The sequence below is a fragment of the Mesorhizobium sp. C277A genome (genome assembly GCF_040324395.1).
Lineage (GTDB): Bacteria > Pseudomonadota > Alphaproteobacteria > Rhizobiales > Rhizobiaceae > Mesorhizobium.
The window spans coordinates 4,447,888-4,472,760 of the sequence record NZ_JAMYVW010000002.1 but is presented as its reverse complement, the minus strand read 5'-3'; the positions used below and the strand labels follow the sequence as shown (position 1 = coordinate 4,472,760).

Here is a 24,873-nt window from a genome sequence, read left to right as displayed (position 1 = left end):
TGCTTCTCGGGCACATTCCGCGGGCGAACCGCTGAGGGGGTTCGGCCTTGGCTTTCGGGGTGGGAACGGGATGGCTGACGGGACTGTTGGAACACGCGGCGGACGCGGTTCCCGAAAAGGGGTGGTGAACGGCGAGGATACGTCCGTCGGGGGGTCGCCCGAAGCGCTGCGCGAACTGGTCGGGGCCGGCGCCGACTGGGTCTGGGAGACCGACGCCGAGCTGCGCTTTTCCTGGCTTTCGGAGAACTACCAGGCCGCCACCGGCATCGATCCCGCCAGCATTCTTGGCCGTTTCCGCTTCGATTTCCTCAAGCAGATGGTGCACGGCAATCGACACGCCGCCGCGCATCTGGAGGATCTGCAGGCGCATCGGCCGTTTCGCGACTTTGTTTATGAGTTGAAGGGCGGCCGTCCCGGCTGCCGCTGGGTTTCGATCACCGGTTCCCCGCGGTTCGACGGCGAAGGCGAATTCATCGGCTATCGCGGCATCGGCCGCAACGTCACGGCACTGGCCGGTGCGCTGGACGAACTGCGGCAGGACGAGAGCGATCCGCCGGCCGGCGAGGCTACGCAGCACCTCGCCGATCTCGAGCGGACAATGGATGCCATGCATATGGGCGTCGTGGTGCTTGACGCGAAGTTCGACACGCTCATCGTCAACAAGGCCTATCGCGAGCTCTCCAGGATTCCCGACGGCGCCGTCACGGTCGGCGCGCCGTTCAGCCTGTTGATGGAACTCAACCGCCGCAACGGCATCTACGGCGATCTCGATGAACAGCAGTGGCAGCACTACCTAGCCACCCGCATCGAGGAGATCAGCGCCGGCTCGGTTGCGCCACGCGAATTTCTCCATGCCAATGGCAGGACGATGATGTTCTCCGTGACGGCGTTGTCCGGCGGCAAGCGGCTGTTGACCTACTACGACGTCTCCGAGCTCAAGCGTCGCGACGCCGAGATCGAGAGTGCCAACGCCAAAATTACGGAGACCTTCGCCAATCTTCGCACGATGGTCGACCAGATGCCGATCGGCGTGCTCGTCCTCGATGCGGAGATGCGCGCGGAGGTGATCAACCGCGCCTTCTATGATTTCTGGGAAATCGATCCCCGACGCGCCGGCATCGGCTGCGGCTTCCGCGAACTGATGCAGGCCAGCCGCGATATGGACCCTTACGGTGCTGACGATGCCGAATGGCAGGGCCACATCGCCGAGCGCGAAGCAGAAATCTCGGCCGGCCTGGTTGGCTCCAGGCAACTGCCACGCAATGACGGCCGTACGCTGATTGCCTCGCTGGCGCCGCTCGCCGGCGGCAAAAGGCTGATCTCCTATGTCGACGTCACCAACATGAAGGATCGCGAGGCTGAACTCGCCCAAGCGCTGGAGAAATCGCGGCTGGCCGAGGCGGTGATCAACGGCGTCAAGGACCCGATCTTCGTCAAGGACGACAATCTGCGTTTCGTCTTCGTCAATGAGGCGTTTTCGGCACTGTTCGGACAGAGCCCGCAAGCGATGCTGGGCAGGCCCGGCGGCGACTTCCTCAAGCAAAAGGACGCCGCGCAATTCGAAGACAGCGAACGCGCCGTGCTGGCGACCGGCACGCCCTACGAGGTCGAGGAGACTTTCGACGCCGAGGGCGCCAGCCGCTCGCGCATCGTGCGCAAGAACCGCGTCGGCATGCCCAGCGGCCGCAACTATGTCGCCGGTTTCCTGTTCGACATCTCCGACATGAAGCGCCGCGAGACCGAAGCCGAGGACGCCCGCAAGAACCTCACCACGGTGCTGGAGTCGCTGCCGGCGGCCGTCATCATCTATGACCGCGACGACAAGTTCGTCTTTGCAAACCGCAAGCTGCAGGACACGCTGCCGGAGCTGAAACCGGCATGGCAGCCTGGCCGCAGCTTCCGCGCGGCCCTGGAACTTGGACATTCGGTCGGCTATTTCCGATCGAGCGGCGATCCAGAAATCGACAGGCTCTATGAAGGCGACCCCGATGTCTGGCTCAATGCCATCCTCGCCCGCTATCGCCTGCCCAACTCGTCCTATGAGCGCCTCAATGCGGACGGCCGCTGGTATCAGGTCTACGATATGCGCACCGAGGACGGCACCTTTATCGGCGTGCGCGTCGACATCTCGGAGATCAAGAGCCGCGAAAAGGCGCTGCAGGAAAGCATGCGCCAGATCGACCTGTTCCGCCACGTCATGGACGAACTGCCGGTCGCCGCCTTCATCAAGGCGCAGGATCTGAGCATGGAATTCGTCAACAAGGCCTGGTGCGCGCTGACCGGCATCCCCAAGGAGGAAGTCATCGGCCGGACCGATCTCCAGCTTTTCGGCATCGACGACGCCGAAACCTACACCCATGACGACACCGAGGTCGTCGTCACCGGCCGCGGCCGCGAGATCGAGGAGCCCGTTACCCATCGCGACGGCACGGTGCGGCAATTGATGACGCGCAAGAGCCGGCTGGTGGCGCTCGATGGGTCGGTGCACCTTGTCGGCTCCAGCACCGACATCACCGACGTCAAGGCGCGCGAGCAGGCGCTGGAAGAGAGCATGCGCGAGAACGAGGTGTTCCGCAATCTCATCGACAACGTGCCGGTGTCGATCTACGCCAAGCGCTCCGACCTCAGGCAGTTCTACGTCAACAAGGGCTGGTGCGACCTCACCGGCCTCCGCAGGGAAGACGCGATCGGCAAGACGGACATCGAGATTTTCGGCGAAGACGGCGAAGCCTTCGTCAACAGCGATCTCGCCGTGCTGCGCACAGGCGATACACAGGAGATCGAGGAAACGGTGACGCTTGCCGACGGCAGCGTGCGCCACCAGTTCGCCCGCAAGGGCGCGATGATCGCGTCCGACGGTTCGCTCTATCTGATTGGGTCGACCACCGACATCACCGAACTGAAGCTGCGCGAGGCCGAACTGCGCGAGGCGCGCCAGCGCGCCGTGCTGGCCGACCGCGCCAAGTCGGAATTCCTGGCCAATATGAGCCACGAGATCCGCACGCCGATGAACGGCGTACTCGGCATGGCCGAGTTGCTGGCCAAATCCGACCTCGATCCCAAGCAGAAGACGTTCACCGATATCATCGTCAAGTCGGGTAACGCGCTCTTGACCATCATCAACGACATACTGGACTTCTCCAAGATCGATGCCGGACAGCTGGTGCTCGACCCTGCGCCCTTCAACCTGCCCGAAGCAATCGAGGATGTGGCGACGCTGATATCGACGCGCGCCAAGGAGAAGGACCTCGAGCTCATCGTGCGCGTCGAGCCGGGCCTGGAAAGCCTGTTCGTCGGCGATGTCGGTCGCATGAGGCAGATCGTCACCAATCTGGTCGGCAACGCGGTGAAGTTTACCGACGAAGGCCACGTGCTGGTCGACGTGACCGGACAAAGGGGGCCGACGGGGACAAAGCTTACCGTTTCGGTCACCGACACCGGCATCGGCATTCCGCAGCAGAAACTGAAGCTCGTCTTCGAAAAATTCAGTCAGGCCGACACCTCGTCGACCAGACGCCACGAAGGCACAGGGCTCGGGCTCGCCATCACCTCGCGGCTGGTCGAGTTGATGGGCGGCGAGATCGGTGTCGAGAGCGCCGAAGGCAAGGGCTCGACCTTCTGGTTCACCGTGACATTGCCCAGGGCCGAGGAACAGACCGGACGGCGGATCATGCCGGTCGACGTGACCGGCTCACGGGTGCTGATCGTCGACGACAATGCCGTCAACCGATCGATCCTGAGCGAGCAGATGGCGTCATGGACCTTCGATTCCTGCGCCGCCGAAAGCGGACCCGAAGGGCTCAAGGTGCTGGTCGCCGCGGCAGCCTACGGCGTGCCGGTCGATTGCGTCGTGCTCGATTATCAGATGCCGGGGATGAGCGGCGCCGAGATGGCGCGCGTCGTGCGCAACACCGCAGGGCTGGCCGACACGCCGATCATCATGCTGACCTCGGTCGACCAGTCGCTCGCCAACACCAGCTATCGCGATCTCGGCATCGACGCCCAGCTGATCAAGCCGGCGCGTTCCTCGGTGCTTCTGGAAACGCTGGTCGCCACCATCCAGCGGCACCATCACAATATCACGGACGGCCGTGTGCTGCCGGCGGCAAGCAGCGGTTCCGGCGGCGGCAGGAACGAACCGTCGCCGGCAAAGCCGCCGCTCGCTGCATCGGAACGCGCCTTGCTGCAACCGCCGCCGGTTCGTGCCCGCGCCCGGGCCGCCGGGGATGAACGCCGGCTCGACATTCTCGTTGCCGAGGACAATGAGGTGAACCAGATGGTGTTCACCCAGATAATCGGCGAAACCGGCTACAGTTTCGAAATCGTCGGCAACGGCCGCAAGGCGCTCGACGCCTTCGGCCGGCTTAATCCGCGCATGATCCTGATGGACGTCTCGATGCCGGAGATGAACGGGCTCGAGGCCACCGCCGCAATTCGCCGGCTGGAAGAACATACGGGTATGCATATCCCGATCGTCGGCGTCACCGCGCATGCCTTGAAGGGCGACCGTGAGCGCTGCCTGGAAGCCGGCATGGACGACTATCTGCCCAAGCCGATCAGCCCCAGGGCGCTGCTCGAAAAGGTCGAGCGCTGGGTCGGCATATCAGGCGAAGCCCAACGAGACGCTGGATAGCAACCTGCGGCGCCGCCGGGATTCGGCCGCGCCGCAACAGCCAAGGATATGGTGCGATCGCACCATATCAAAGCTGGCGCCCAGTCAGGACAATGGTCGCAACGAAACCGCTCATTCAGTTACGGGCGGGAGCAAGCGACCGCCGACAAGAAACAGCGTCGAATCTACCCCAACGGACCTGTTTTTGGCGATGGCTCGGCCAAGATTCGCTCTGGTCACGGGCAACGCGCTCCCGTCCGGTTTTTCTTTCTCGGCATCGCGGCCTGCGGTGTGCCGGGACTTGATGCCAGCACGAATTGCGCAAGCGTCTGATTCCAGCGGCAACTTCCATTCCCACAAACCGGCTTAAAGGGTGCGGCCCACAAGACGTCTGTGCGACGTTACCGGGCTGACACGAAACTGTCATGCGACTGTAATAATCGAAGGCTATTGGCCTCAGCGGGCGCCGGTTTGAAGAGGGCGCCAAGAGACCATCTTCCGAACAGGAGCAGGCCACATGAAGAAATTCCTCGTTACGGCATTGGCCGTGGCGGTAGCGTTCGCCGCATCGTCCGGTGTCGCCGCTGCGCGTGACCAGATCCAGGTCGCCGGTTCGTCGACCGTGCTGCCTTACGCCAAGATCGTCGCCGAGCAGTTCGGCGAAACCTTCACCAACTTCAAGACCCCGGTGGTCGAGTCCGGCGGCAGCGGCGCCGGCATCAAGGAGTTCTGCAAGGGCGTCGGCGAAGACACGATCGATATCGCCAACTCCTCGCGCCCGATCAAGAAGGACGAGCTGAAGTCCTGCGCCGACGCCGGCGTCAAGGACGTCCAGGAAGTCCGCATCGGCTATGACGGCATCGTCTTTGCCACCGACATCAAGGGTCCGGACTGGGCGCTGGTTCCCGCCGACATCTACAAGGCGCTCGCCGCCAAGCTGGTGGTCGACGGCAAGCTGGTCGACAACCCGAACACCAAGTGGAACCAGGTCAATCCGAAGCTGCCCGACTGGGATATCGCCGCCTATATCCCGGGTGAGAAGCACGGCACCCGTGAAGTGTTCGAGACCAAGCTGCTCGACGCCGGCTGCGACAAGGCCGCTTTGAAGGCTGCCGGCATCGCCGACGACAAGGAAATCGGCAAGACCTGCATCGCCATCCGCAAGGACGGCAAGGCTGTCGACATCGATGGCGACTACACCGAGACGCTGGCCCGCATCGACTCCAACAAGACCGGCGTTGGCGTGTTCGGCCTCGCCTTCTACGAGAACAATGCCGACAAGCTGAAGGTCGCTACCGTGGAAGGCATCGTGCCTTCGACGCAGACCATCGCCGATGGCACGTACCCCGTGTCGCGGCCGTTGTTCTTCTACGTCAAGAAGGCGCATCTGGGCGTCGTTCCCGGCCTCAAGGAATATGTCGAGTTCTTCCTTGATGACCAGATGATCGGCCCGGAAAGCCCGCTCGCCCAGTACGGCCTGGTTTCCGCTCCCGACGCCGAACGTCAGGGCCAGCGCGACGCCTTCGCCGCCGGAAAGACGATGTAATCAACCGACCGGATCAGGGCGCGGACCAAATCCGCGCCCTGATTTCGCCGCTTGCCGCAACGGTGGCGGCGATCTGAATTTTCCCTGGGGTGGGTGATGTCGTCCTTGCTCGTACTCGCCATAGTCATCGCCATAGGCGTGGTCGCTTTTGTGATCGGCCGCCAGCGCGCAGCGGCGCAGGATACCGGCAAGGTCAAGCCGCATTCGCGCGCGCATTATCATGGCTGGTGGGCCTTTCTGCTCGCGGTCCTGCCTGCCGTCCTGCTGCTCGCCGTCTGGGATATCGGCTCTTCCTTCTATCTCGACCGGCACATCCATGCCGCTTTGCCCGAGCGCACCGCCGACACAAAGGTGGCCAGCGAAGCGCTCGACGCCAGCCTGGTGAAGAGCCTGGCCAAGGGCCTGCGCCGGCTCGATGGCGATACCGCACTTCCCGCTACTTTCGCCGAATTGCAGCCGCTGCTCGCCGCCAAGGGCGTGGCACTGGCCAGCGACACACAGGACTATATGATCCCGATCGCGGTCGAGGCGAACCAGGTCCAGGACCGGCTCGGCCTGTTCGGCGCCGTGCTGACCTTCGCGCTGTCGGTCGCCGGCGCCTTCTATGCGCTGAGGCAGATCGCGCCGCGCGCCAGGGCGCGCAACAATGTCGAGAAGCTGATGCTGTGGGGGCTGCTTGCGGCCTCGACCATCGCCATCCTGACCACGGTCGGCATCGTGCTGTCGATGCTGTTCCAGACGATCACCTTCTTCGAGAGCGTATCGCCGATGAGCTTCTTCTTCGGCACGGTGTGGGATCCGCGTTTCGCCGCCGCCGGTTCCGGCGGCAGCCAGGGTCAGTTCGGCCTGATCCCGCTACTCGCCGGCACGCTCTACATCGCCGCCGTCGCGCTTCTGGTCGCAGTGCCGGTCGGGCTGATGTCGGCGGTCTACATGTCCGAATATGCCTCGCGCGGTGTGCGCTCGGTGGTCAAGCCGGCGTTGGAACTGCTGGCCGGCATTCCGACCATCGTCTACGGCATCTTCGCCGTTGTCACGCTCGGACCGTTCTTGCGCGACCTGTCGGCGGCACTCACCGGCGGCTCGCCCTTCATCCAGGGCCAGAGCATCTTCACCGCCGGTCTGGTGATGGGCGTCATGCTGATCCCGGTCGTGTCCTCTTTGTCCGACGACATCATCACCGCGGTGCCGCGCGCAATGCGTGACGGCTCGCTCGGCCTCGGCGCCACCCGCTCCGAGACGATCAAGCGGGTGATCCTGCCGGCGGCACTGCCCGGCATCGTCGGCGCCATGCTGTTGACGGCGTCGCGCGCCATCGGCGAGACGATGATCGTCGTGCTGGCGGCGGGCGTCGCCGCCAATCTGACGGCCAATCCGTTCGAGGCGATGACGACCATCACCGTCAAGATCGTCAACCAGCTGACCGGCGACCTCGAGTTCAACTCGCCGCAGACGCTGGTCGCCTTCGCGCTCGGCCTGACGCTGTTCGCGCTGACGCTGGTGATGAACATCGTCGCCCTCTACATCGTGCGCAAGTACCGGGAGCAGTACGAATGACCGACATCCCCCTGGACACGATGGCGGGCGCCGTCGCGCGACCGCGCCGCGACATCGGGCTGAAGGCGCGCTATGCCGCCGAACGCCGGTTCCGCATCTATGGCGTGATTGCGATCTCGGTGGGCCTGGCGTTCCTGGCCATCATGCTGATCACCATCGTCTCGAAAGGCTACACCGCCTTCTGGCAGACGACGGTGACGCTGCCGGTCACCTTCGACGAGAAGGTGATCGATCCCTCCGGCAAGCGCGCGACCGACCCTACCGTGCTGATCAAGGCGAACTATCCCAAGCTCGCCGAAAACGCGCTGGTGGCCAAGCTCGGCATCGATCCGGCCAACAAGCCGATGATGCTGAAGCTCAAGGGCTTCCTGTCGGAAGGCGCCCGCGTCCAGCTGCGCGACATCGTCTCCGCCGATCCGTCGGTGATCGGCAGGACGCGTGACGTCGACATCCTGGCTGCCGCGAACCTCGACTCGGCCTTCAAGGGCCAGATCGACCTCGGCGTCGATGAAGCGCGCCGCAAGGTGTCCAACCAGCAGATCGACTGGATGAACAAGCTTAAAGCCGACGGCGTGATGGCCGAGCATTTCAACACCGGCCTGTTCACCTATGGCGCCTCCAGCCGGCCCGAAACGTCGGGCATGGGCGTGGCGATCATCGGCTCGTTCTACATGATGGTGATCGTGCTGTTGCTGGCGCTGCCGATCGGCGTCGCCGCCTCCATCTATCTGGAGGAGTTCGCCAAGAAGAACCGCTTTACGGACCTGATCGAAGTCAACATCAACAATCTCGCGGCGGTGCCGTCGATCGTCTTCGGTCTGCTTGGCCTTGCCGTGTTCATCAACTTCCTCGGCATGCCGCGCTCGGCTTCCTTCGTCGGCGGCCTGGTGCTGACCTTGATGACATTGCCGACCATAATCATCGCCACGCGCGCCGCCCTCGCCGCGGTGCCGCCGTCTATCCGCTCGGCGGCCCTAGGTCTCGGCGCCTCCAAGATGCAGATGGTGTTCCATCACATCCTGCCGCTTGCCGCCCCAGGCATCCTTACCGGCACCATCATCGGCCTGGCGCGTGCGCTCGGCGAGACAGCACCGCTGCTCTTGATCGGCATGGTCGCTTTCGTCGCCGATTATCCGACGACGCCTTTCGATCCGGCGACCGCGCTGCCGGTTCAGATCTATATGTGGGCAAACGAGGCTGAGCGCGCTTTTGTCGAGCGCATGTCCGGCGCCATCATCATCCTGCTCGTCTTCCTCATGGCCATGAACATCACCGCGATCGTGCTCCGGCGCCGCTTCGAGCGGCGCTGGTAGAAAAAAGGCAATTTGGTATGAACATCATGACCGAACAGTCCCTTGAGAATGCAGTGGGCGACAAAATGAACGCCAAGTCGAACGAAGTCATCAAGATGCGCGGCGACAAGGTCGGCGTCTTCTACGGCGAGAAGCAGGCGTTGTTCGACGTCAATCTCGACGTGCGTCAGAACCAGGTGACGGCGCTGATCGGCCCGTCCGGCTGCGGCAAGTCGACCTTCCTGCGCTGCCTCAACCGCATGAACGACACCATCGATTTGGCGCGGGTGACCGGCAAGATCACGCTCGATGAAGACGACATCTACGACAAGAACATCGATGTCGTCGAACTGCGCGCCCGCGTCGGCATGGTGTTCCAGAAACCCAACCCGTTCCCGAAGTCGATCTACGAGAACGTCGCCTACGGCCCGCGCATCCATGGGCTGGCCAAGCGCAAGTCCGACATGGACCAGATCGTCGAGCAGAGCCTGAAGAAGGCGGCGATCTGGAACGAAGTCAAGGACCGCCTGCAGGAGCCCGGCACCGGCCTGTCCGGCGGCCAGCAGCAGCGCCTGTGCATCGCGCGCGCCATCGCCGTGTCGCCGGAGGTGATCCTGATGGACGAGCCCTGCTCGGCGCTCGATCCGATCGCCACCGCCCGTGTCGAGGAGCTGATCGACGAACTGCGCCAGAACTACACGATCGTCATCGTCACCCACTCGATGCAGCAGGCGGCGCGCGTGTCGCAGCGCACGGCGATGTTCCATCTCGGCTATCTCGTCGAGGAGGGCGCCACCGACAAGATGTTCACCAACCCCGACGACAAGCGCACCCAGGACTACATTACCGGCCGCTTCGGCTGAGCCGTCCGGCGGGTGAATTTTCAGGCACGAGGACCAAGATCATGGGTGAACATACCGTCGCCTCCTTCGATGAAGAGCTCGGGCAGATCAGCAAGCTGATCCGCGACATGGGCGATCTGGCAGGCTCGATGGTCAGCGGCTCGACCAGGGCGCTGCTCAATTCGGACAATGCGCTGGCACAGCGTGTCGTTTCCGACGACGCCATCATGGATGCGCGCCAGCGCGAACTGGACGACCGCGCCATCACGCTGATCGCCAAGCGCCAGCCGATGGCCAACGATCTGCGCGCCGTGGTCGGCTCGATCCGCATGGCCGGCGACCTCGAGCGCATCGGCGATCTCGCCAAGAACATCGCCAAACGCGTCGGCACCGTGGGCTTGAGCGTCACGCCGCGCGACCTCTCGCACTCCATCGATGCCATGGCGCAGCTGGTGCTGATCCAGGTGCAAGGCGTCGTCGAGGAATATGCCGCCACCGATGCGGCAGCTCTTGCAAAACTTAGGAATGACGACGAGCGCATCGACGTCAAATACACGTCCGTGTTTCGTGAGCTCTTGACCTACATGATGGAAGACCCTCGCAACATCACCGCCTGCACGCATCTCTTGTTCTGCGCCAAGAATCTTGAGCGCATCGGCGATCATGTCACCAACATCGCCGAAAATGCGTATTATGTGCTGACCGGCCAGCAATTGCCCGCCAATCGTCCGAAGCAGGACGAGACGGCGATGGCCACGCCGGCCTGATGAGGGTGAACTGCCTATGATCGCGCCACGCATCATGGTCGTGGAGGACGAGGAGCCGCTAGGCGTGCTCCTCCGCTACAACCTCGAATCCGAAGGCTATCACGTCGAGGTGGTGACACGCGGCGACGAGGCCGAGATCCGCCTGCAGGAAAACGTGCCCGATCTCCTGGTGCTCGACTGGATGGTGCCCGCTGTTTCCGGCATCGAGCTCTGCCGGCGGCTTAGAGTGCGGCCCGAAACCGAGCGGCTGCCGATCATCATGCTGACCGCGCGCGGTGAGGAAAGCGATCGCGTGCGCGGCCTGTCCACCGGTGCCGACGACTATCTGGTCAAGCCATTCTCGACGCCGGAGTTCATGGCGCGCGTGAAGGCGCTGCTGCGCCGGGCCAAGCCGGAAGTGCTGTCCAGCGTGCTCAAGGTCGGCGACATCGTGCTCGACCGCGAGTCGCACCGTGTCTACCGCAAGAAGAGCGAGATCAGGCTCGGACCGACCGAGTTCCGGCTGCTCGAATTCATGATGCGCCATCCCGGCCGCGTGTTCTCGCGCAGCCAGCTGCTCGACAATGTCTGGGGCGAGACGATCTACATCGACGAGCGAACCGTCGACGTCCATGTCGGGCGCTTACGCAAAGCGGTCAACAACGGCCGCATGCCGGATGTCATCCGTACCATTCGCGGCGCCGGCTACGCGATCAGGGAAGACTAGGATGCTGCGCGTCGCGCCGTTGCCGGCCATTCAGGCGACATGCTTGCCGGATTTGGCCTGAATGCCCGGCGCGAAAATCTCCTGATCGACGAAGCCGAGCGCGCGCATGGCACAGCCTTCGCGGATCAGCGGCAGCTCGTTGGGCTCGGTGTCGAAGGAGATCGATTTCGAATGCTGGCCGCCGGCGGTCTGGGCGATCGCTTCGCGCAATGCCGGCTCGATCAGGTCGAAGGCGGCGGCGCTGACGCCAACCATGGCGACAGGCGCCGGGTCGATCAGCGCAAACAGGCTGCCGAGGCCGAAGCCGAGCGCCTCACCGGCCTTGCGATAGGCTTCGCGCTCCGGGCCATCGGTTTCGCGGGCGCGCGCGGCGAGTGCGCGCATATCAGCGTCGCCGATATCGACCGGCTCGGCATCTTCGCTCATCATTTTGGCGCTGCGCCAGATGGCGTAGTTTCCGGCATAGGCCTCGACGCAGCCGCGCCGCCCGCAGCGGCAGAGCGCGCCGCCCGGACGGTGGATCATGTGGCCGAACTCGCCGCCCGAGGAATGGGTGCCGGTGAACAGTTCGCCTTTCAGCACCAGCCCCATGCCGATGCCGTGCGACAAGAGGATCGCGATGAAATTGTCGCGGTAGCGCTCGGGCTGGCGCCATTGCAGGGCCACCGCCATCATATTGCAGTCGTTCTCCATGGTGGCAGGAATGCCGAATTCCGCTTCCAACATGTCGGCGAAGGCAATGTCGGTCAGTGGCGTGATTGGCGACCACAGCATGGCCCGCGCCTGCGAATCGGTGATGCCCTGGATGCCCATGGCAATGCGGGCGATGCTCTGGACATCGAGGTCCGGGTCCGCGAGACGCCGCCCGACGATTGCTACGCATTCGCCGATCAGCTCGTCGCGCGGCATGGTCAGCGTGTCGAGCCGGCGCTGTTCTTCCGCGACCACCTGGCCGGCATAGTCGATGACGGTGACGGAGAGGAAGTTCAGCGACAGCACCACGGTCATGACCGCCGCCGCTTCCGGGTTGAGGCCAAGGCCGACCTGCGGCCGGCCGCGTTTCAGCGAGCCGGTCTCGCCAGGCTTGCCTTCAATCAGGATGCCTTCTTGAATTAGATCAGACGAGATTGCCGATATCGTCGAATGGCTGAGGCCGGTGGTCGCCGCAATCTCGGTCCGCGACGGCTGGCCGGCCCGGCGCACGGCCGAAATCACCATCGCACGGTTGCGACGGCGCAGATCGTCGTGGCGGATCCCAACCGACATTTGTTTTCCTCCCGGCCTCCTCGCGCCTCATGATAGTGAAGGCGTTCGACGGCACCAGCCAAATATTGGCAGACGCCGGCAGCCCTGTCATTGTTTATTGCGGAGCTCGAAAAAATTCGGCAACGCCATCAGAATCCATCATAATCGATGTTGACAGTGCCTTATCATTGAACCAGTATTTTTTCGAGGCTCGAAAAAATGGAGCCTCTTTGTGCAGGCCTTCGGGCCGGTTTTGTCGCGCCGTGGGCGGCGCAGGGAGGGTTATAATGAACAGATTTGCAGCCGCCATGCTGGCGGGTGTCGCCATGTCGCTGGCGCTGATGTCGGTCGCGCAGGCGAAGGACAAGGTCATCGGCGTGTCGTGGTCGAACTTCCAGGAAGAGCGCTGGAAGACCGACGAGGCGGCGATGAAAACGGCGATCGAAGCCGCCGGCGACAAGTACATTTCGGCCGACGCGCAGTCCAATCCCGGCAAGCAGCTGACCGACGTCGAAAGCCTGATCTCGCAGGGCGCCAACTCGCTGATCATCCTGGCGCAGGACGCCTCGGCCATCGGCCCGGCGGTGCAGAAGGCGCTGGACGAAGGCATTCCGGTCGTCGGCTATGATCGCCTGATCGAGAACAAGGACGTCTTCTACCTGACCTTCGACAACAAGGAAGTCGGCCGCATGCAGGCCCGCGAAGTGTTCAAGGCGAAGCCCGAAGGCAACTATGTCTTCATCAAGGGCTCGGGCTCGGATCCGAATGCCGATTTCCTGTTCTCGGGCTCGATGGAAGTGCTCAAGGAAGCCATCGACTCGGGCAAGATCAAGAATGTCGGCGAGGCCTATACCGATGGCTGGCTGCCGGCCAACGCCCAGAAGAACATGGAACAGTTCCTGACCGCCAATGACAACAAGGTCGATGCCGTGGTTGCGGCCAATGACGGCACCGCCGGCGGCGTTGTCGCCGCGCTGACGGCGCAGGGCCTTGCCGGAACGGTTCCGGTCTCGGGCCAGGACGGCGACCATGCCGCCCTGAACCGCATCGCGCTCGGCACGCAGACGGTGTCGGTGTGGAAAGACGCGCGCGAACTCGGCAAGAACGCCGCCGAGATCGCCTCGCAGCTTGCCGATGGCAAGAAGACGGGCGACATTGCCGGCGCCAAGGACTTCACCACGCCTGGCGGCAACACCGTCAAGTCGCTGTTCCTGACCCCCGTCGCGATCACCAAGGACAACCTCAACGTCGTCATCGACGCCGGCTGGATCAAGAAGGACGAAGTCTGCACAGGCGTCGCCGCCGGCAGCGTCGCGGCTTGCAACTGATCTCGACGACTTGAAGAAATGAGGCGCCGCGGCTGTCAAGCCGCGGCGTTTTCTCTACGAGAATTGTGTGTTTCCGCCATCGGCGGCAAACTTCTAGGCTGTGGTCCGGCATCCGCGCCAGACGGCAAGCCGCTGGAGGACATCATGACCGACACGACCTCAAATCCGCAGGCCGATACGGCACGAGCGTCTGAACTCGGCGCGGTCGCCCGGTTCCTGAAAGCGACCGAGCTCGACACGCGCATGCTCGGCATGGTCGGCGCGCTGCTGGTCATCTGGGTCGGCATACATATCCTGTCGGGTGGGCTTTTCCTGACGCCGCGCAATCTTTGGAACCTGTCGGTGCAGACGTCCTCGGTCGCGATCATGGCGACCGGCATGGTACTGGTCATCGTCATGCGCAACATCGACCTTTCGGTGGGCTCCGTCGAAGGCGTGATCGGCATGATCATGGGCGTGGCACAGGCCGAATTCCTGATTCGCGTCATCGGCTTCCAGCTTGGAAACCCCTGGCTCTGGGTCGTCGCGCTTGCCGCCGGCGTGGTGCTTGGTCTGCTGATCGGCGCGTTCCAGGGCTTCATCATCGCCTATATGCAGGTTCCGGCCTTCATCGTGACGCTTGGTGGCCTGCTGGTCTGGCGTGGCATGGCATGGCTCATCACCAGCGGGCGCACGGTCGCGCCACTCGACGCCACCTTCCAGCTGATGGGCGGCGGACCACGCGGCTCGATTGGCGCCGCTGCCAGCTGGATCGTCGGCATCGTCGCCTGCGCGGCGGTCGCCTTCGCGCTGCTCAACGGTCGCTCACAGCGCAAGCGCTTCAGCTTTCCACTGCGCCCCGTCTGGGCCGAGACCTTGCTTGGCGTGGTCACTTGCGCGGCCATCCTCGGCGCCGTGTGGATCGCCAATTCCTATCCATGGCCGATCGGCATCGTGCGCCAGTACGCACAGCAGAACGGCATCACCGTTCCCGAAGGCGGGCTGTTCATCGCGCATGGCATCGCCATACCGGTGCTAATGGCGGTGATTGTCGGCATCATCATGACGTTCATCACCAAGCGCACGCGTTTCGGCCGCTATGTCTTCGCCATCGGGGGCAATCCGGAGGCAGCGGAACTCGCCGGCATCAACACGCGCTGGGTGACCATGAAGGTGTTCATGATCATGGGTGTGCTGGCTGCAATCAGCGCGGCGATCTCGTCGGCCCGTCTCAATGCGTCAACCAATGCGCTGGGCACACTGGACGAGCTTTTGGTGATCGCGGCCGCTGTCATCGGCGGCACGTCGCTCGCGGGCGGCGCCGGAACGGTGATGGGCGCCATGCTCGGCGCGCTACTGATGCAGTCGCTGCAATCCGGCATGGTGCTGCTCGGCATCGACTCGCCGCTGCAGAGCATTGTCGTTGGCGCTGTCCTGGTCATCGCCGTCTGGCTCGACACCGTCTACCGCAAGCGCGTCTAGGGAGGAACGATTATGGAAAAAACTGCTCCCACCGGTACGCCACTGATCGACATGCGCAACATCTCGATCGCGTTCGGTGGCATTCGCGCCGTCGACGATGCGTCCATCGATCTTTTCCCGGGCGAAGTGGTGGCGCTGCTTGGCCACAACGGCGCCGGTAAGTCGACGCTGATCAAGATCCTGTCGGGCGCCTACAAGCGCGATGCCGGCCAGATCTTGGTCAACGGCCAGGAGGCCTCGATCTCCAATCCGCGCGACGCCAAGAAATACGGCATCGAAACGATCTACCAGACGCTTGCGCTGGCCGACAATGTCGACGCTGCCGCCAACCTCTTCCTCGGCCGCGAACTGATGACCGCGTGGGGGACACTCGACGATGTCGCCATGGAGGCCGAGGCGCGCAAGGTGATGGGCCGGCTCAATCCGCGCTTCCAGCGCTTCAAGGAGCCCGTGATCAAGCTATCGGGCGGCCAGCGCCAGTCGGTGGCGATCGCACGCGCCATCCTGTTCAACGCCCGCATCCTGATCATGGACGAACCGACGGCCGCGCTTGGGCCGCAGGAGACGGCGCAGGTCGGCGAACTGGTAAAGCAGCTCAAGGCCGACGGCATCGGCATTTTCCTGATCAGCCACGACATTCACGACGTGTTCGAGCTTGCCGACCGGGTCTGCGTAATGAAGAACGGCCAGGTCGTCGGCACCGCGCTCACCACCGATGTGACGCAGGACGAAGTGCTCGGCATGATCATCCTGGGAAAGTGCCCGCCCGGCGCCATTCCCGGTCCGGGTGCGCTGAAGATCGCGGCCTGAGACCACGCTATCGTCAGCTGTCATGTTCACTGATGCTCGAGATCGATAAGCCGGCTAAATATGCATGATATGCCAGCTGTCATTATGGCTTGGCCGCGCCATTGTCTTGCCGCGGCGACTTGCCCATAAAGGTCCCGAACCGTCCATGGGCCTGCGTTGAAGAAGTTTTTCCCGATCCTTGCCTTCATTGCCGTTGCACTGATCAGCCTGACGATGGCGGGCTTCGCCTATTTCGCGACCCAGGAAGCGGCGCGCATCAAGTTCGAGGCGACGGCCGACGACGCGCTCAACCGCATCGAAAGCCGTATCGATCTGCATCTGTCACTGCTGCGCTCGACGCAGGCGCTGTTCGACGCCCGCAATGGCGAGATTTCAGGTAGCGAATTCAAGGCCTTCTTCAGCGCCCTCGATGTCGATAACAATTTCGCCGGCCTGCGCGGCATCGGCTATCTCAGGCTGGCCAAGACCGGTGACGAAGCGGCGGTCGAGCGCGACATGTTGCGCGACCGCGGCGCCGCCCACACGGTCTATCCGGACACGACACAGCCATGGCGCACGCCCGTCGTGCTGTTCGAGCCGCTCGACCCTGCCAACGAATCCACCATCGGCTACGACATGTTCACCGAGCCGGTGCGGCGCGAGGCGATCGAAAAAGCGATGGCCGATGACGCACAGCACGCAAGCGGTCTGGTCCAGCTCGGCCAGGACACTGGCGCGGCGCAGACCTTTACCGGTTTCCTGGTCTTCGTCAGGCTCAATGTCGAAACCGCGCCGGATGGTATCAATGCGTCCAGATCATCGACATCAGGCCTTCTCTACGCGGCCTTCCGCGCCCGCGACCTGTTCCAGACCGCGCTCAGCCGCACGCCTTTGCTGCCGGTCAACACCGCGGTCTATGACGGCACGGCCGACGCCGACAATCTTCTGTTCCAGTCGGAAACGCCGCCGGTTGCGAGCTTTGGCGACAGGCTGTTGGTGACGCGCAAGATCATCGTCGCCGGTCGGCCGTGGACGGTGCTGTTTCGGCCGACAAGTGCATTTTCGCAACCGTCCTCGCGCGCCATTCCGGTCATGCTCGGGCTGTTCGGCCTGCTTCTGGCGGGGGCCATCGCGTTGGTGGCGCGCTACCAGGAGCGCGCCTACGACGCCAAGTCGCTGCTGCATGAAACGACGGAAAAAAGCCTGCTCGAAAAGGATTTGATGCTGCAGGAGATGAAGCATCGGATCAAGAATTCGATCACGCGGGTGCTGGCGATTGCGCGCCAGACGGCAGCGCAAGCAACCGACGTGAAGGAGTTCTCAACTTCCTTCTCAGCCCGCCTGCAGGCAATGGCGGCTTCCCAGGATATGCTGACGCGTTCGCGCTGGCAGAAGGCCGATCTTGGCGACCTGCTGCGCATCGAGCTCGGCCAGGTGTTCGGCAAGGAGCTTCCGGAAGGGATATTGTCAGGGCCTCAGGTGCTGCTCGACGAGAGGACGACGCAGGCGCTTGGCCTGACCTTTCACGAACTGGCGACGAATGCGCTGAAATATGGCGAGGCCGGCAATTCCGTGGGTGCGCTCAAGGTCGACTGGTCGTTCGAGGGGCGCGGGTCCGAGCGGATGCTGGTTCTGAACTGGCGCGAGGCCGGGCAGAAGGAACTCGAAGCGCCGGCGAAGACCGGCTTCGGCACCAAGCTGATCGACCTCAATGTCACGCGCGAATTGCGCGGCACGATTGCCCGAGATTTTCGCATCGATGGGCTTACGGTGGAAATCAGGATCCCGCAGCCTGATGCAGTCAAACAAACGGAGACCGGCTGACCGGTCTCCGTCGCGATTGTCTGACGCTTTTGAAGCGGATCAGCAGCGAGCGGTGTAGAGCCGGCCGCGATTGTCGCGATACTGGCAATAGCCGTTGCGCAGGTTGCGCACCAGCAGGCCGGAACCGGCGCCAACGGCTGCGCCGATCAGCGCACCCTTGCCGCCGCCGATCAGTCCGCCGGCCAAAGCACCGACACCGGCGCCGACACCGACATCCTGCTCGGTCGTGCTGCAGCCGCTGACGGCGACCACCGTAACCATGGCAATAATCAATTTCCGCATAGAATCTCTCCTCACTTTTGTCCTCACTTTAGTAAGCTCCAGCCGCTATTTAGCACGAAACAGCAGCCTTTGCCCGCTCGATCTTATTGTTGGCTAAGAGAGTCTTTTTCGCGGCGCGTGGCGTTCGACGCGACCACGACACTGGAAATCTGCAAAGACGCGTCGAGGGTGCCGTCCGGGCGCACGTTCCAGACGATCTGGTCGTAATCATCCTCCAGCGCGGGGTCGACCGTAAGACATTTGGCAACGACGTGCTCGGCCTGACCCTGCACGTCGCCGGCAGCGAATGGACGTTCTGCCGTGCATGCTTCGGCGGTTTCGAAAACACTGACCGGCACCGGCAGTTCACGGCATTCGGTCATGTTGTTCGAACAGCCAATTACCAAAAGCAAAGCGGCGATGTGTTCCACGGCGACACGTCCTCTCGCCATAAGAACGGTCCACAGCCGTCAAAGTTCCTGTGCCGAAAGGGGCGTTAATAATTGGTCGGCTACGAGCTGGACAGTTTCTGAGCCAGGCTGCTTGGGAGCAGCGTGAACCTGAGCATCTGGCTCAGACCAATTGCGACGCCACGATCAGCACAACAGCGGCGACGAGCGCGACAGCGGCGACGCGAAGCAAGGGATGCCAGGCGTGCTGCAAAGGCGAGGCTGAAGCGTCAGGATCCTGAAAGCCGCTCATCGACACCCGGGCGGCCTGCTCCAGCCTGTTCATATCGGCAACCGTCATGATCATTCCTCCCATACTCGCGTTGCAGGCTGCGGCCGAAACATCGGTTGAATCGGTCAAGATCCAGCAATCTCTGGGAACCACAGCATCGGATTTTATGGTGAACAGCCGGTTAAGGAATCCCGCCGCTCATTCGGTTTCGAAATTGCCGTGCGGAACGACGAGGCGATATTCGAGGCGGTCACTGGTGATCTCCAGCGTCGCCGTGCCGTTCAGCGATGCCGGCACGACACGTTCGAGGGCAACGCTGCCGAAGCGTTTCTCGGTGCGCCTGTTATCATTGGCGACAATGGCCTCGACCCAGGTCAGCGACAAAGCCGGCTTGTCTGCGGCCTCTGCGACGTTCGACAGATCGGCGGTTACCTCGACAAAGCCGTCCGGCCGCGCCAGGGCGCCGTAGCTGAATGAATTGACGGCGAGTTCGTGCATGGCCAGGCCGATATGAATGGCCGCGTTGGGATTGAGGTAGGGGTTGACGCCATTGAAGCGCAGGCTCTGCGCGGGATCGGCGCCGTAGCGAACGACCTGGCCGCGGATAAGCTCGCGAAGTGCTGCACCCCGCCAGTTCGACGACGTCACCAGGTCCTGCGAGGAAGCCAGTGACTGCAGGCGGCCGCGAAAGCGCTTCAGGAAATCGTCCGGTGTCTCGGAATAGCGGCCGGTCTGGGTGGCAATACTCTGGATGATAGCCAACAGGTTCTTGGAGCGGTGGCTGACTTCGCGCAACAGCGTCTTCAGCGTCTGTTCGCGGCGTTTCTGCTCGGTGGTTTCCACCATCGTGGTGACGACGCCCTGCACGTCGCCGCGATGGCCCCGATCGGCATCGACCCATACCTGGAACCAGCGCATGCTATCACCGGTGGGAACACTCAGTTCAAGGCGTTCCGGATTGCCGGAAGCGATCACATTGCTTTTGGCGGCGGCGATTTGCTCAGCTTGCGCCGGTGGCAACGCGCCGTTGCTGTCGGCTGTGTCGGAAACCCACGGCGCACGCATGTTGCGGGCCCATACAGTCTTCAATTCACGATCCTGATAGAGGACGGAAATGCCGGCATTGTGCAGAGCGTGAAGCAAGGCCCGGCCAAGCTGCATTCCGCTTTCAGCCGGGTGCAGTGCGATCACCTCGTCGCCCTGTCCGCTCTCGCCTCCGCCAATGGAACGCATCAATCACCTGTCCACCTGATCAGGACCGAACGATTCACTTGGACTCAGTTCCTGAGTAGGTCCCCAGAAAAGGTCCGCCGGACGATGTCCCGTTGGAGGACATCGCCCGGCGGTGGCTGGAAACCGTTTGAGGGGTGCGGCTTCCAGTGTTCTTCGCCCGCTCCTACGATGCCCGTCTGAACAGGCCGGCCAGAAGCGAGATGACGAGGAAGGCGAGAAAGATGAAGAACAATATTTGCGCGATACCGGCCGAGGTACCGGCGATGCCGCCGAAACCAAGCGCGCCGGCGATGATCGCCACGACGAGAAATACGAGCGCCCAGTAGAGCATGATCTGTCTCCTTCCGATACTGGATCAAGAACGTGAGTGATTGCTGTTTGTTCCACCATTTGCCGAAAAAGAAGGTCTTTGGAAGGGGCCCGGACGCGAATTGATTCGCGCGCGTGAGCGCCATACGGCGCGACGGGCAGCCGCCGATCGCCGGGTTAGGCGATCGCCAGTGCCGCCAACGCTGCGAGGCGGCGAAAAGTTGGAGATTGAAGGCCCTACTTCACGCGGCGGCCTTGGCCTGCCGGTCGAAGAACAGCGCTTGGCTGATCAGCGCCTTGACCATGTCGGGATTGAACGGCTTGGTGACGAGGAAGGCCGGTTCAGGCCGCTCGCCGGTCAGCAGACGTTCGGGGAAGGCGGTGATGAAGATTACCGGCACCGAAGTCGACGACAGGATTTCGTTGACCGCATCGATACCCGAGCTGCCATCGGCAAGCTGGATGTCGGCCAGCACCATCTTCGGCCTTGTCTTGCCGAACATCGCCACCGCCTCGGTATGGGTGCGCGCGGTTCCGACCACGTGGTGGCCGAGGCTCTCGACCATTTCCTCGATGTCCATGGCGATCAGCGGCTCGTCCTCGATGATCAGCACATCGGTCGCCACCTGGCGAGAGATCTCGTTGCTCGCCTGGGCAAGCAGTTCGGAGAATTCCTTGGCGTCGACATCGAGAATTTCAGCTGCCTCGTCTTCACCGAAGCCTTCGACCGCGACCAGCAGGAAAGCCTGGCGTGGCCGTGGCGCAATGGCGTTCAGATTGGCGGCGGCGCGCTGCTCCCATGCCGATTGCGCCTGCTCCTGCGGAACGCGGATGGCAATGGAGGTGAACAGTTTGGCGAATACCTTGTAGAGCGCGATGCGGTCGCTTGACGCTTGCGGGAAGATGTCGACGTCGGCGATGATGGCTTCGAGCATCGCGGCGACCAGCGCATCGCCACTCTCCTGCGATCCGGATACGGCGCGTGAAAAGCGGCGCAGGAACGGCAGGTGCGGAGCGATGGTTGCGGAAAGGCTCATGGTAGACGTCTCCCTCAGATGACGTGATTGCATAGATTGCAGGTCAAGCTGATTGCAAGCCCCAACACCCAAACGCGGGTTTTGCGAAAAAGTTCCGAGACTTGTGGAACGAAACCGTACGGGCGACGTTTGTGGTGCGATGGGCAACCAGACGAGGGGGCCGCTTTGCGTTGTGTAATGGGGCGGCTCGGGGCGCTGGATTTAAGGGCGAAATGAAGGACATGAATAAAGAAACGCTGGCTGGCGCCGCTGACAGGCGCCGGGCCAATTCCGGCGACCCGCTCGGGGCGAATTCGGAAATCGGCCGCAAACTCAAACAGTATTATGACGAACTGGTCTCGGACAATGTGCCGGATCGCTTTGCCCAGTTGCTCAGCCAACTGGAAAAGGCCGAACCCGCACAGAAGAAGGACTGAGGCATGGCAGCTGTCTCACAAGGGTTCAAGACCGACCTGCTCGGCTCGATCCCGAGCCTGCGGGCCTTTGCCGTGTCGCTGACGCAGAATGCCGACAAGGCCGACGATCTGGTGCAGGAGACGCTGGTCAAGGCCTGGGACAAGCATGAGAGCTTTCAGCCCGGCACCAATCTCAAGGCATGGCTGTTCACCATCCTGCGCAACGAGTTCTATTCCCAGATGCGCAAGCGCGGCCGCGAGGTGCAGGACAGCGACGGCATCATGACGGCCAGGCTTGCCGTTCATCCGGCTCAGCACGGCCAGCTTGACCTCAAGGATTTTCGCGGCGCGCTCGAGCAACTCCCCGAGGACCAGCGCGAAGCCATCATCCTCATCGGCGCTTCAGGCTTTTCCTATGAAGAGGCCGCCGAAATCTGCGGCTGTGCGGTCGGAACGATCAAGAGCCGGGTCAGCCGGGCCCGCACGCGGTTGCAGGAGATCCTCAAAATCTCCGGCGAAGACGAATACGGGCCGGACGCGATCTCGTCCCAGGTGACGGGTTCAAACGCTGCCTGACGGCGGAGGGCCCCTTTGCGGGCCTGGGCTCTCTACACATACGCATCGAAGATATCTCAGACTGGCGCGCGGCCGCAGGCCGCCGCCAGAGCCTCGACGAGATCGGTCCCCGAATAGGGCTTGGTGACCAGGCGGATGCCGGGAAAAGACCCTTTGATCTCATCGGGGTCCGAATAGCCGGAGGCAAAGACAAACGGCAGGCCCGATTGGCGCAACCGCGCGGCAAAATCGAGTGTGGACGTTCCGCCCAGCATGAGGTCCACGATAGCGGCGTCGAACTCGCCAACGACCTTCTGCTCATCGATCTCGGCCAGAGCGCGGGCAATCACTACGTCGTTCGCGCCATGGTCGCGGCAAAGCTGCTCGACATCCATGGCGATCAGGAATTCATCCTCCAAGACAAGAATTCGCAATCCCTCAAGCAATGGCGGCACTTGGCAATCTCTCCTCAATTCTTGCAGCATCGGGTACAGTGACTCCAGTCAACCGCATCGCGGACCTTGGGGGATCGGTCAGGCCTTAATCCGAAAAGTTCGCCCACCGGCTCTACTCCACAAGCGGGCTTCGAATTCGCCTCAGTGGAGTGTAGCGAGTCATGATCGCTATTTGCCATCCTGTCATTTAAAAAAGACATGCCATCGGCAGCGGAACCGCGGCCTTGCAAAAGCGTAGCACTCAGTCTCTGGCAAGAGACGTTCGAAAGAGGGATCGAAATGTCTGGCCAGAATGGTCGTTCGTTTTCCAGCCGTCAGTACCCATGCGAGATCTGCCCGCTTCGGCCATTGCCGGTGTTCCGGGAATTCGAGAAGCAGGAGCTTGCCTATGTCAGCATGTTCAAGAAGGGCGAACTGGCCGTCGACAAGGGCGCCACAGTGCTGGTCGAAGGCAGCCAAAGTGCTCATCTCTACACCGTGCTTTCGGGCTGGGCCTTCCGCTACAAACTATTGTCGGACGGCAGGCGCCAGATCCTGAACTACTCCATGCCCGGCGATCTTATCGGGCTGCAGGGCAGCCTGATGGGCGAAATGCAGCACTCGGTCGAGGCGCTGTCGCCCATGCTGTTGTGCGTCTTCGAGCGTGAAAACCTGCACGAGCTCTACCGCAACCATCCGGGCCTTGCCTACGACATTACCTGGCTGGCGTCGCGCGAGGAGCGCATGCTGGACGAGAACCTGCTCAGCGTCGGCCGGCGTACGGCGGTCGAGCGCACCGCCTATCTCATTGCCTTCATCGCCAGCCGCGCGGCGGCAGTCGGGCTCAACGGCAAGGCGCCGGTGCAAATCCCGATTACCCAGCAGCATGTCGCCGATACGCTCGGCCTGTCGCTGGTCCACACCAACAAGACGATCCGCAAGCTCATCGATCGCAAGCTGATCGCCTGGCGCGACGGCGGTTGCGAAGTGATCGACGGGGAGGGGCTGAAGGATCTCGCGCGCTGGGAGGGCCTAAGCGAAGGCCGTCGGCCGCTGATCTGACAGGCAGGCCTCCATCTGGGGCTGGACTCGCACTTGCAAACACCCTTTCATGGATACGGTCTCCGATTTCGGAACCATGACGTGTGTCGGGCGTTTGAAGCCAAGCAAACGCAAGGAGTTTAGAATGGCAACTGCCGCAGGAAAAACCGCCAACGAAAGTCAGACGAACGCCGACCTGGAAGCCGACATTCGGCAGTTGAAGGCGGATATCGAAAAGTTGACCAAGCAATTGGCCAAGACCGGCGAACATGGTTACGGCACGGCGCGGCGCGCTGCTGCCGAAGGCGTCGACCAGTTGCGCGCCCAGGGTGAAGCCGTCTTCGACAGCCTGCGTGGCAACGCCAAGGATCTTGAGGCCCAGATCACGGCCAATGTGCGCGAGAAGCCGGTCACTTCACTGGCGATCGCGGCCGGCGTCGGCTTCCTGTTTGCGCTTCTTGCCCGGCGCTAGTTTCGACAGAGATGGGCATGCTGGCACCGCTTATCTCGGCCTTGGCCTCGGGTGAAGCCATTGCCGCCATGCGCCGCGCGCGCACGGCGGCAATCGTCTACGGGCTCGCCGCCGTGGCTGCCCTGTGCGGCCTCGGGTTTCTCCTGGGGGCGGCCTACATCTGGGCGGCTGACCGTTATGGCTCGATGGCCGCCTGTCTTGGCTTCGCCGCTGGTTTCCTGGTACTGGCCGGGCTTATCGTGCTCATTCATCAACTTGCGGCTGGAACGCGTGCACGCCGACGTGCGCGAAGGCGCAATGCCGACCTGAAGGCGCTCGGTATCACCGCGGCGCTTGCCGTGCTGCCGGCCTTGCTCAAGGGGAAAGGCGGGAAGGGCGTCATTCTCGGCCCGATGATCGCGCTCGCGGCCTATGCCATCTACCGCGAGAACGTCAAACCGGATCCGGGCGATCCAGACAGCGAAGCCGACTAAAGCGCGTCGCGCT

At 62.8% G+C, this 24,873-nt stretch carries 24 protein-coding genes; 16 read left to right on the top strand and 8 right to left on the bottom strand.

Annotation, left to right across the window (positions count from 1 at the left end; all coding sequences use genetic code 11):
* Window positions 1-124 precede the first annotated feature (124 nt).
* From NKK52_RS21975 to phoB, 7 genes are all read left to right on the top strand, one after another.
* Window positions 125-4,633, top strand: a complete 4,509-nt coding sequence (locus NKK52_RS21975) for a PAS domain-containing hybrid sensor histidine kinase/response regulator (protein ID WP_352629815.1) — start codon at window positions 125-127, stop codon at window positions 4,631-4,633.
* A 496-nt stretch (window positions 4,634-5,129) separates the two neighbouring features.
* The gene (locus tag NKK52_RS21970) at window positions 5,130-6,158 is read left to right on the top strand and encodes a substrate-binding domain-containing protein (RefSeq protein WP_023683973.1); all 1,029 of its coding nucleotides are present in this window, start codon (window positions 5,130-5,132) and stop codon (window positions 6,156-6,158) included.
* A gap of 96 nt (window positions 6,159-6,254) precedes the next feature.
* Window positions 6,255-7,715 carry a phosphate ABC transporter permease subunit PstC gene (pstC, locus tag NKK52_RS21965; RefSeq protein WP_023683972.1) on the top strand — a complete coding sequence of 487 codons (1,461 nt, stop codon included), beginning with the start codon at window positions 6,255-6,257 and terminating at the stop codon, window positions 7,713-7,715.
* Window positions 7,712-9,028 (top strand): phosphate ABC transporter permease PstA, encoded by a 1,317-nt coding sequence (gene pstA, locus NKK52_RS21960; RefSeq protein WP_023683971.1) that lies wholly within the window; start codon window positions 7,712-7,714, stop codon window positions 9,026-9,028. Before pstC ends, pstA begins: the two co-directional genes overlap by 4 nt.
* A gap of 17 nt (window positions 9,029-9,045) precedes the next feature.
* Window positions 9,046-9,870 carry a phosphate ABC transporter ATP-binding protein PstB gene (gene pstB, locus NKK52_RS21955; RefSeq protein WP_023683970.1) on the top strand — a complete coding sequence of 275 codons (825 nt, stop codon included), beginning with the start codon at window positions 9,046-9,048 and terminating at the stop codon, window positions 9,868-9,870.
* Between the two features lie 41 nt (window positions 9,871-9,911).
* Window positions 9,912-10,616 (top strand): phosphate signaling complex protein PhoU, encoded by a 705-nt coding sequence (phoU, locus tag NKK52_RS21950; RefSeq protein ID WP_023670109.1) that lies wholly within the window; start codon window positions 9,912-9,914, stop codon window positions 10,614-10,616.
* A 16-nt stretch (window positions 10,617-10,632) separates the two neighbouring features.
* The gene (phoB, locus tag NKK52_RS21945) at window positions 10,633-11,322 is read left to right on the top strand and encodes a phosphate regulon transcriptional regulator PhoB (protein ID WP_031193203.1); all 690 of its coding nucleotides are present in this window, start codon (window positions 10,633-10,635) and stop codon (window positions 11,320-11,322) included.
* A gap of 30 nt (window positions 11,323-11,352) precedes the next feature.
* On the opposite strand, the gene NKK52_RS21940 is transcribed toward phoB, so the two are convergent.
* Entirely contained in the window at window positions 11,353-12,588 is a 1,236-nt protein-coding gene (locus tag NKK52_RS21940; RefSeq protein ID WP_023683969.1) for an ROK family protein, read from the bottom strand.
* Window positions 12,589-12,854: 266 nt separating this feature from the next.
* Here NKK52_RS21940 and xylF point away from each other — a divergent pair, with 266 nt between their 5' ends.
* From xylF to NKK52_RS21920, 4 genes are all read left to right on the top strand, one after another.
* Complete coding sequence (gene xylF / locus NKK52_RS21935; protein ID WP_023683968.1) at window positions 12,855-13,895, top strand: D-xylose ABC transporter substrate-binding protein; 1,041 nt, start codon at window positions 12,855-12,857, stop codon at window positions 13,893-13,895.
* Window positions 13,896-14,039: 144 nt separating this feature from the next.
* Complete coding sequence (locus NKK52_RS21930; RefSeq protein WP_023683967.1) at window positions 14,040-15,356, top strand: sugar ABC transporter permease; 1,317 nt, start codon at window positions 14,040-14,042, stop codon at window positions 15,354-15,356.
* A gap of 12 nt (window positions 15,357-15,368) precedes the next feature.
* The gene (locus tag NKK52_RS21925; protein ID WP_023683966.1) at window positions 15,369-16,166 is read left to right on the top strand and encodes an ATP-binding cassette domain-containing protein; all 798 of its coding nucleotides are present in this window, start codon (window positions 15,369-15,371) and stop codon (window positions 16,164-16,166) included.
* A 156-nt stretch (window positions 16,167-16,322) separates the two neighbouring features.
* Window positions 16,323-17,969 (top strand): CHASE domain-containing protein, encoded by a 1,647-nt coding sequence (locus NKK52_RS21920; protein ID WP_023670103.1) that lies wholly within the window; start codon window positions 16,323-16,325, stop codon window positions 17,967-17,969.
* 39 nt (window positions 17,970-18,008) lie between these two features.
* Here NKK52_RS21920 and NKK52_RS21915 read toward each other — a convergent pair whose 3' ends face one another.
* From NKK52_RS21915 to NKK52_RS21890, 6 genes are all read right to left on the bottom strand, one after another.
* Window positions 18,009-18,251 carry a YMGG-like glycine zipper-containing protein gene (locus NKK52_RS21915; protein WP_023683965.1) on the bottom strand — a complete coding sequence of 81 codons (243 nt, stop codon included), beginning with the start codon at window positions 18,249-18,251 and terminating at the stop codon, window positions 18,009-18,011.
* 83 nt (window positions 18,252-18,334) lie between these two features.
* Window positions 18,335-18,661 carry a hypothetical protein gene (locus tag NKK52_RS21910; protein ID WP_023670101.1) on the bottom strand — a complete coding sequence of 109 codons (327 nt, stop codon included), beginning with the start codon at window positions 18,659-18,661 and terminating at the stop codon, window positions 18,335-18,337.
* Between the two features lie 142 nt (window positions 18,662-18,803).
* Entirely contained in the window at window positions 18,804-18,980 is a 177-nt protein-coding gene (locus NKK52_RS21905; protein ID WP_023683964.1) for a hypothetical protein, read from the bottom strand.
* A 129-nt stretch (window positions 18,981-19,109) separates the two neighbouring features.
* Window positions 19,110-20,144, bottom strand: a complete 1,035-nt coding sequence (locus tag NKK52_RS21900) for a sensor histidine kinase (RefSeq protein WP_023683963.1) — start codon at window positions 20,142-20,144, stop codon at window positions 19,110-19,112.
* 163 nt (window positions 20,145-20,307) lie between these two features.
* Entirely contained in the window at window positions 20,308-20,475 is a 168-nt protein-coding gene (locus NKK52_RS21895) for a DUF1328 domain-containing protein (RefSeq protein WP_023670098.1), read from the bottom strand.
* A 220-nt stretch (window positions 20,476-20,695) separates the two neighbouring features.
* Window positions 20,696-21,490 (bottom strand): response regulator, encoded by a 795-nt coding sequence (locus NKK52_RS21890; RefSeq protein ID WP_023670097.1) that lies wholly within the window; start codon window positions 21,488-21,490, stop codon window positions 20,696-20,698.
* A 212-nt stretch (window positions 21,491-21,702) separates the two neighbouring features.
* Between NKK52_RS21890 and NKK52_RS21885 the strand changes: the two genes are divergently transcribed.
* Together NKK52_RS21885 and NKK52_RS21880 are read left to right on the top strand one after the other, a co-directional pair.
* On the top strand, window positions 21,703-21,906 hold the full coding sequence (locus NKK52_RS21885) for a NepR family anti-sigma factor (RefSeq protein WP_023670096.1): 204 nt from the start codon (window positions 21,703-21,705) through the stop codon (window positions 21,904-21,906).
* Between the two features lie 3 nt (window positions 21,907-21,909).
* Entirely contained in the window at window positions 21,910-22,461 is a 552-nt protein-coding gene (locus tag NKK52_RS21880) for a sigma-70 family RNA polymerase sigma factor (protein WP_023670095.1), read from the top strand.
* Window positions 22,462-22,517: 56 nt separating this feature from the next.
* Here NKK52_RS21880 and NKK52_RS21875 read toward each other — a convergent pair whose 3' ends face one another.
* The gene (locus NKK52_RS21875; RefSeq protein ID WP_050485906.1) at window positions 22,518-22,835 is read right to left on the bottom strand and encodes a response regulator; all 318 of its coding nucleotides are present in this window, start codon (window positions 22,833-22,835) and stop codon (window positions 22,518-22,520) included.
* 339 nt (window positions 22,836-23,174) lie between these two features.
* Between NKK52_RS21875 and NKK52_RS21870 the strand changes: the two genes are divergently transcribed.
* The 3 genes from NKK52_RS21870 (at window position 23,175) to NKK52_RS21860 (ending at window position 24,860) form a co-directional block, all read left to right on the top strand.
* Window positions 23,175-23,936, top strand: coding sequence for a Crp/Fnr family transcriptional regulator (locus NKK52_RS21870; RefSeq protein WP_023670093.1), 762 nt, complete (start codon window positions 23,175-23,177; stop codon window positions 23,934-23,936).
* A gap of 124 nt (window positions 23,937-24,060) precedes the next feature.
* On the top strand, window positions 24,061-24,387 hold the full coding sequence (locus NKK52_RS21865) for an ElaB/YgaM/YqjD family protein (RefSeq protein ID WP_023670092.1): 327 nt from the start codon (window positions 24,061-24,063) through the stop codon (window positions 24,385-24,387).
* Window positions 24,388-24,398: 11 nt separating this feature from the next.
* Window positions 24,399-24,860 (top strand): hypothetical protein, encoded by a 462-nt coding sequence (locus tag NKK52_RS21860; protein ID WP_023683962.1) that lies wholly within the window; start codon window positions 24,399-24,401, stop codon window positions 24,858-24,860.
* Window positions 24,861-24,873 lie beyond the last annotated feature (13 nt).

What these genes read in the sequence shown, in the direction of transcription:
- NKK52_RS21970 (WP_023683973.1), top strand. Translation starts at nt 5,130, where the DNA reads ATGAAGAAATTCCTCGTTACGGCATTGGCCGTGGCGGTAGCGTTCGCC.
- pstC (WP_023683972.1), top strand. Translation starts at nt 6,255, where the DNA reads ATGTCGTCCTTGCTCGTACTCGCCATAGTCATCGCCATAGGCGTGGTC.
- pstA (WP_023683971.1), top strand. Translation starts at nt 7,712, where the DNA reads ATGACCGACATCCCCCTGGACACGATGGCGGGCGCCGTCGCGCGACCG.
- pstB (WP_023683970.1), top strand. Translation starts at nt 9,046, where the DNA reads ATGAACATCATGACCGAACAGTCCCTTGAGAATGCAGTGGGCGACAAA.
- phoU (WP_023670109.1), top strand. Translation starts at nt 9,912, where the DNA reads ATGGGTGAACATACCGTCGCCTCCTTCGATGAAGAGCTCGGGCAGATC.
- phoB (WP_031193203.1), top strand. Translation starts at nt 10,633, where the DNA reads ATGATCGCGCCACGCATCATGGTCGTGGAGGACGAGGAGCCGCTAGGC.
- NKK52_RS21940 (WP_023683969.1), bottom strand. Translation starts at nt 12,588, where the DNA reads ATGTCGGTTGGGATCCGCCACGACGATCTGCGCCGTCGCAACCGTGCG.
- xylF (WP_023683968.1), top strand. Translation starts at nt 12,855, where the DNA reads ATGAACAGATTTGCAGCCGCCATGCTGGCGGGTGTCGCCATGTCGCTG.
- NKK52_RS21930 (WP_023683967.1), top strand. Translation starts at nt 14,040, where the DNA reads ATGACCGACACGACCTCAAATCCGCAGGCCGATACGGCACGAGCGTCT.
- NKK52_RS21925 (WP_023683966.1), top strand. Translation starts at nt 15,369, where the DNA reads ATGGAAAAAACTGCTCCCACCGGTACGCCACTGATCGACATGCGCAAC.
- NKK52_RS21915 (WP_023683965.1), bottom strand. Translation starts at nt 18,251, where the DNA reads ATGCGGAAATTGATTATTGCCATGGTTACGGTGGTCGCCGTCAGCGGC.
- NKK52_RS21905 (WP_023683964.1), bottom strand. Translation starts at nt 18,980, where the DNA reads ATGACGGTTGCCGATATGAACAGGCTGGAGCAGGCCGCCCGGGTGTCG.
- NKK52_RS21900 (WP_023683963.1), bottom strand. Translation starts at nt 20,144, where the DNA reads ATGCGTTCCATTGGCGGAGGCGAGAGCGGACAGGGCGACGAGGTGATC.
- NKK52_RS21895 (WP_023670098.1), bottom strand. Translation starts at nt 20,475, where the DNA reads ATGCTCTACTGGGCGCTCGTATTTCTCGTCGTGGCGATCATCGCCGGC.
- NKK52_RS21890 (WP_023670097.1), bottom strand. Translation starts at nt 21,490, where the DNA reads ATGAGCCTTTCCGCAACCATCGCTCCGCACCTGCCGTTCCTGCGCCGC.
- NKK52_RS21885 (WP_023670096.1), top strand. Translation starts at nt 21,703, where the DNA reads ATGAAGGACATGAATAAAGAAACGCTGGCTGGCGCCGCTGACAGGCGC.
- NKK52_RS21880 (WP_023670095.1), top strand. Translation starts at nt 21,910, where the DNA reads ATGGCAGCTGTCTCACAAGGGTTCAAGACCGACCTGCTCGGCTCGATC.
- NKK52_RS21875 (WP_050485906.1), bottom strand. Translation starts at nt 22,835, where the DNA reads ATGGATGTCGAGCAGCTTTGCCGCGACCATGGCGCGAACGACGTAGTG.
- NKK52_RS21870 (WP_023670093.1), top strand. Translation starts at nt 23,175, where the DNA reads ATGTCTGGCCAGAATGGTCGTTCGTTTTCCAGCCGTCAGTACCCATGC.
- NKK52_RS21865 (WP_023670092.1), top strand. Translation starts at nt 24,061, where the DNA reads ATGGCAACTGCCGCAGGAAAAACCGCCAACGAAAGTCAGACGAACGCC.
- NKK52_RS21860 (WP_023683962.1), top strand. Translation starts at nt 24,399, where the DNA reads ATGGGCATGCTGGCACCGCTTATCTCGGCCTTGGCCTCGGGTGAAGCC.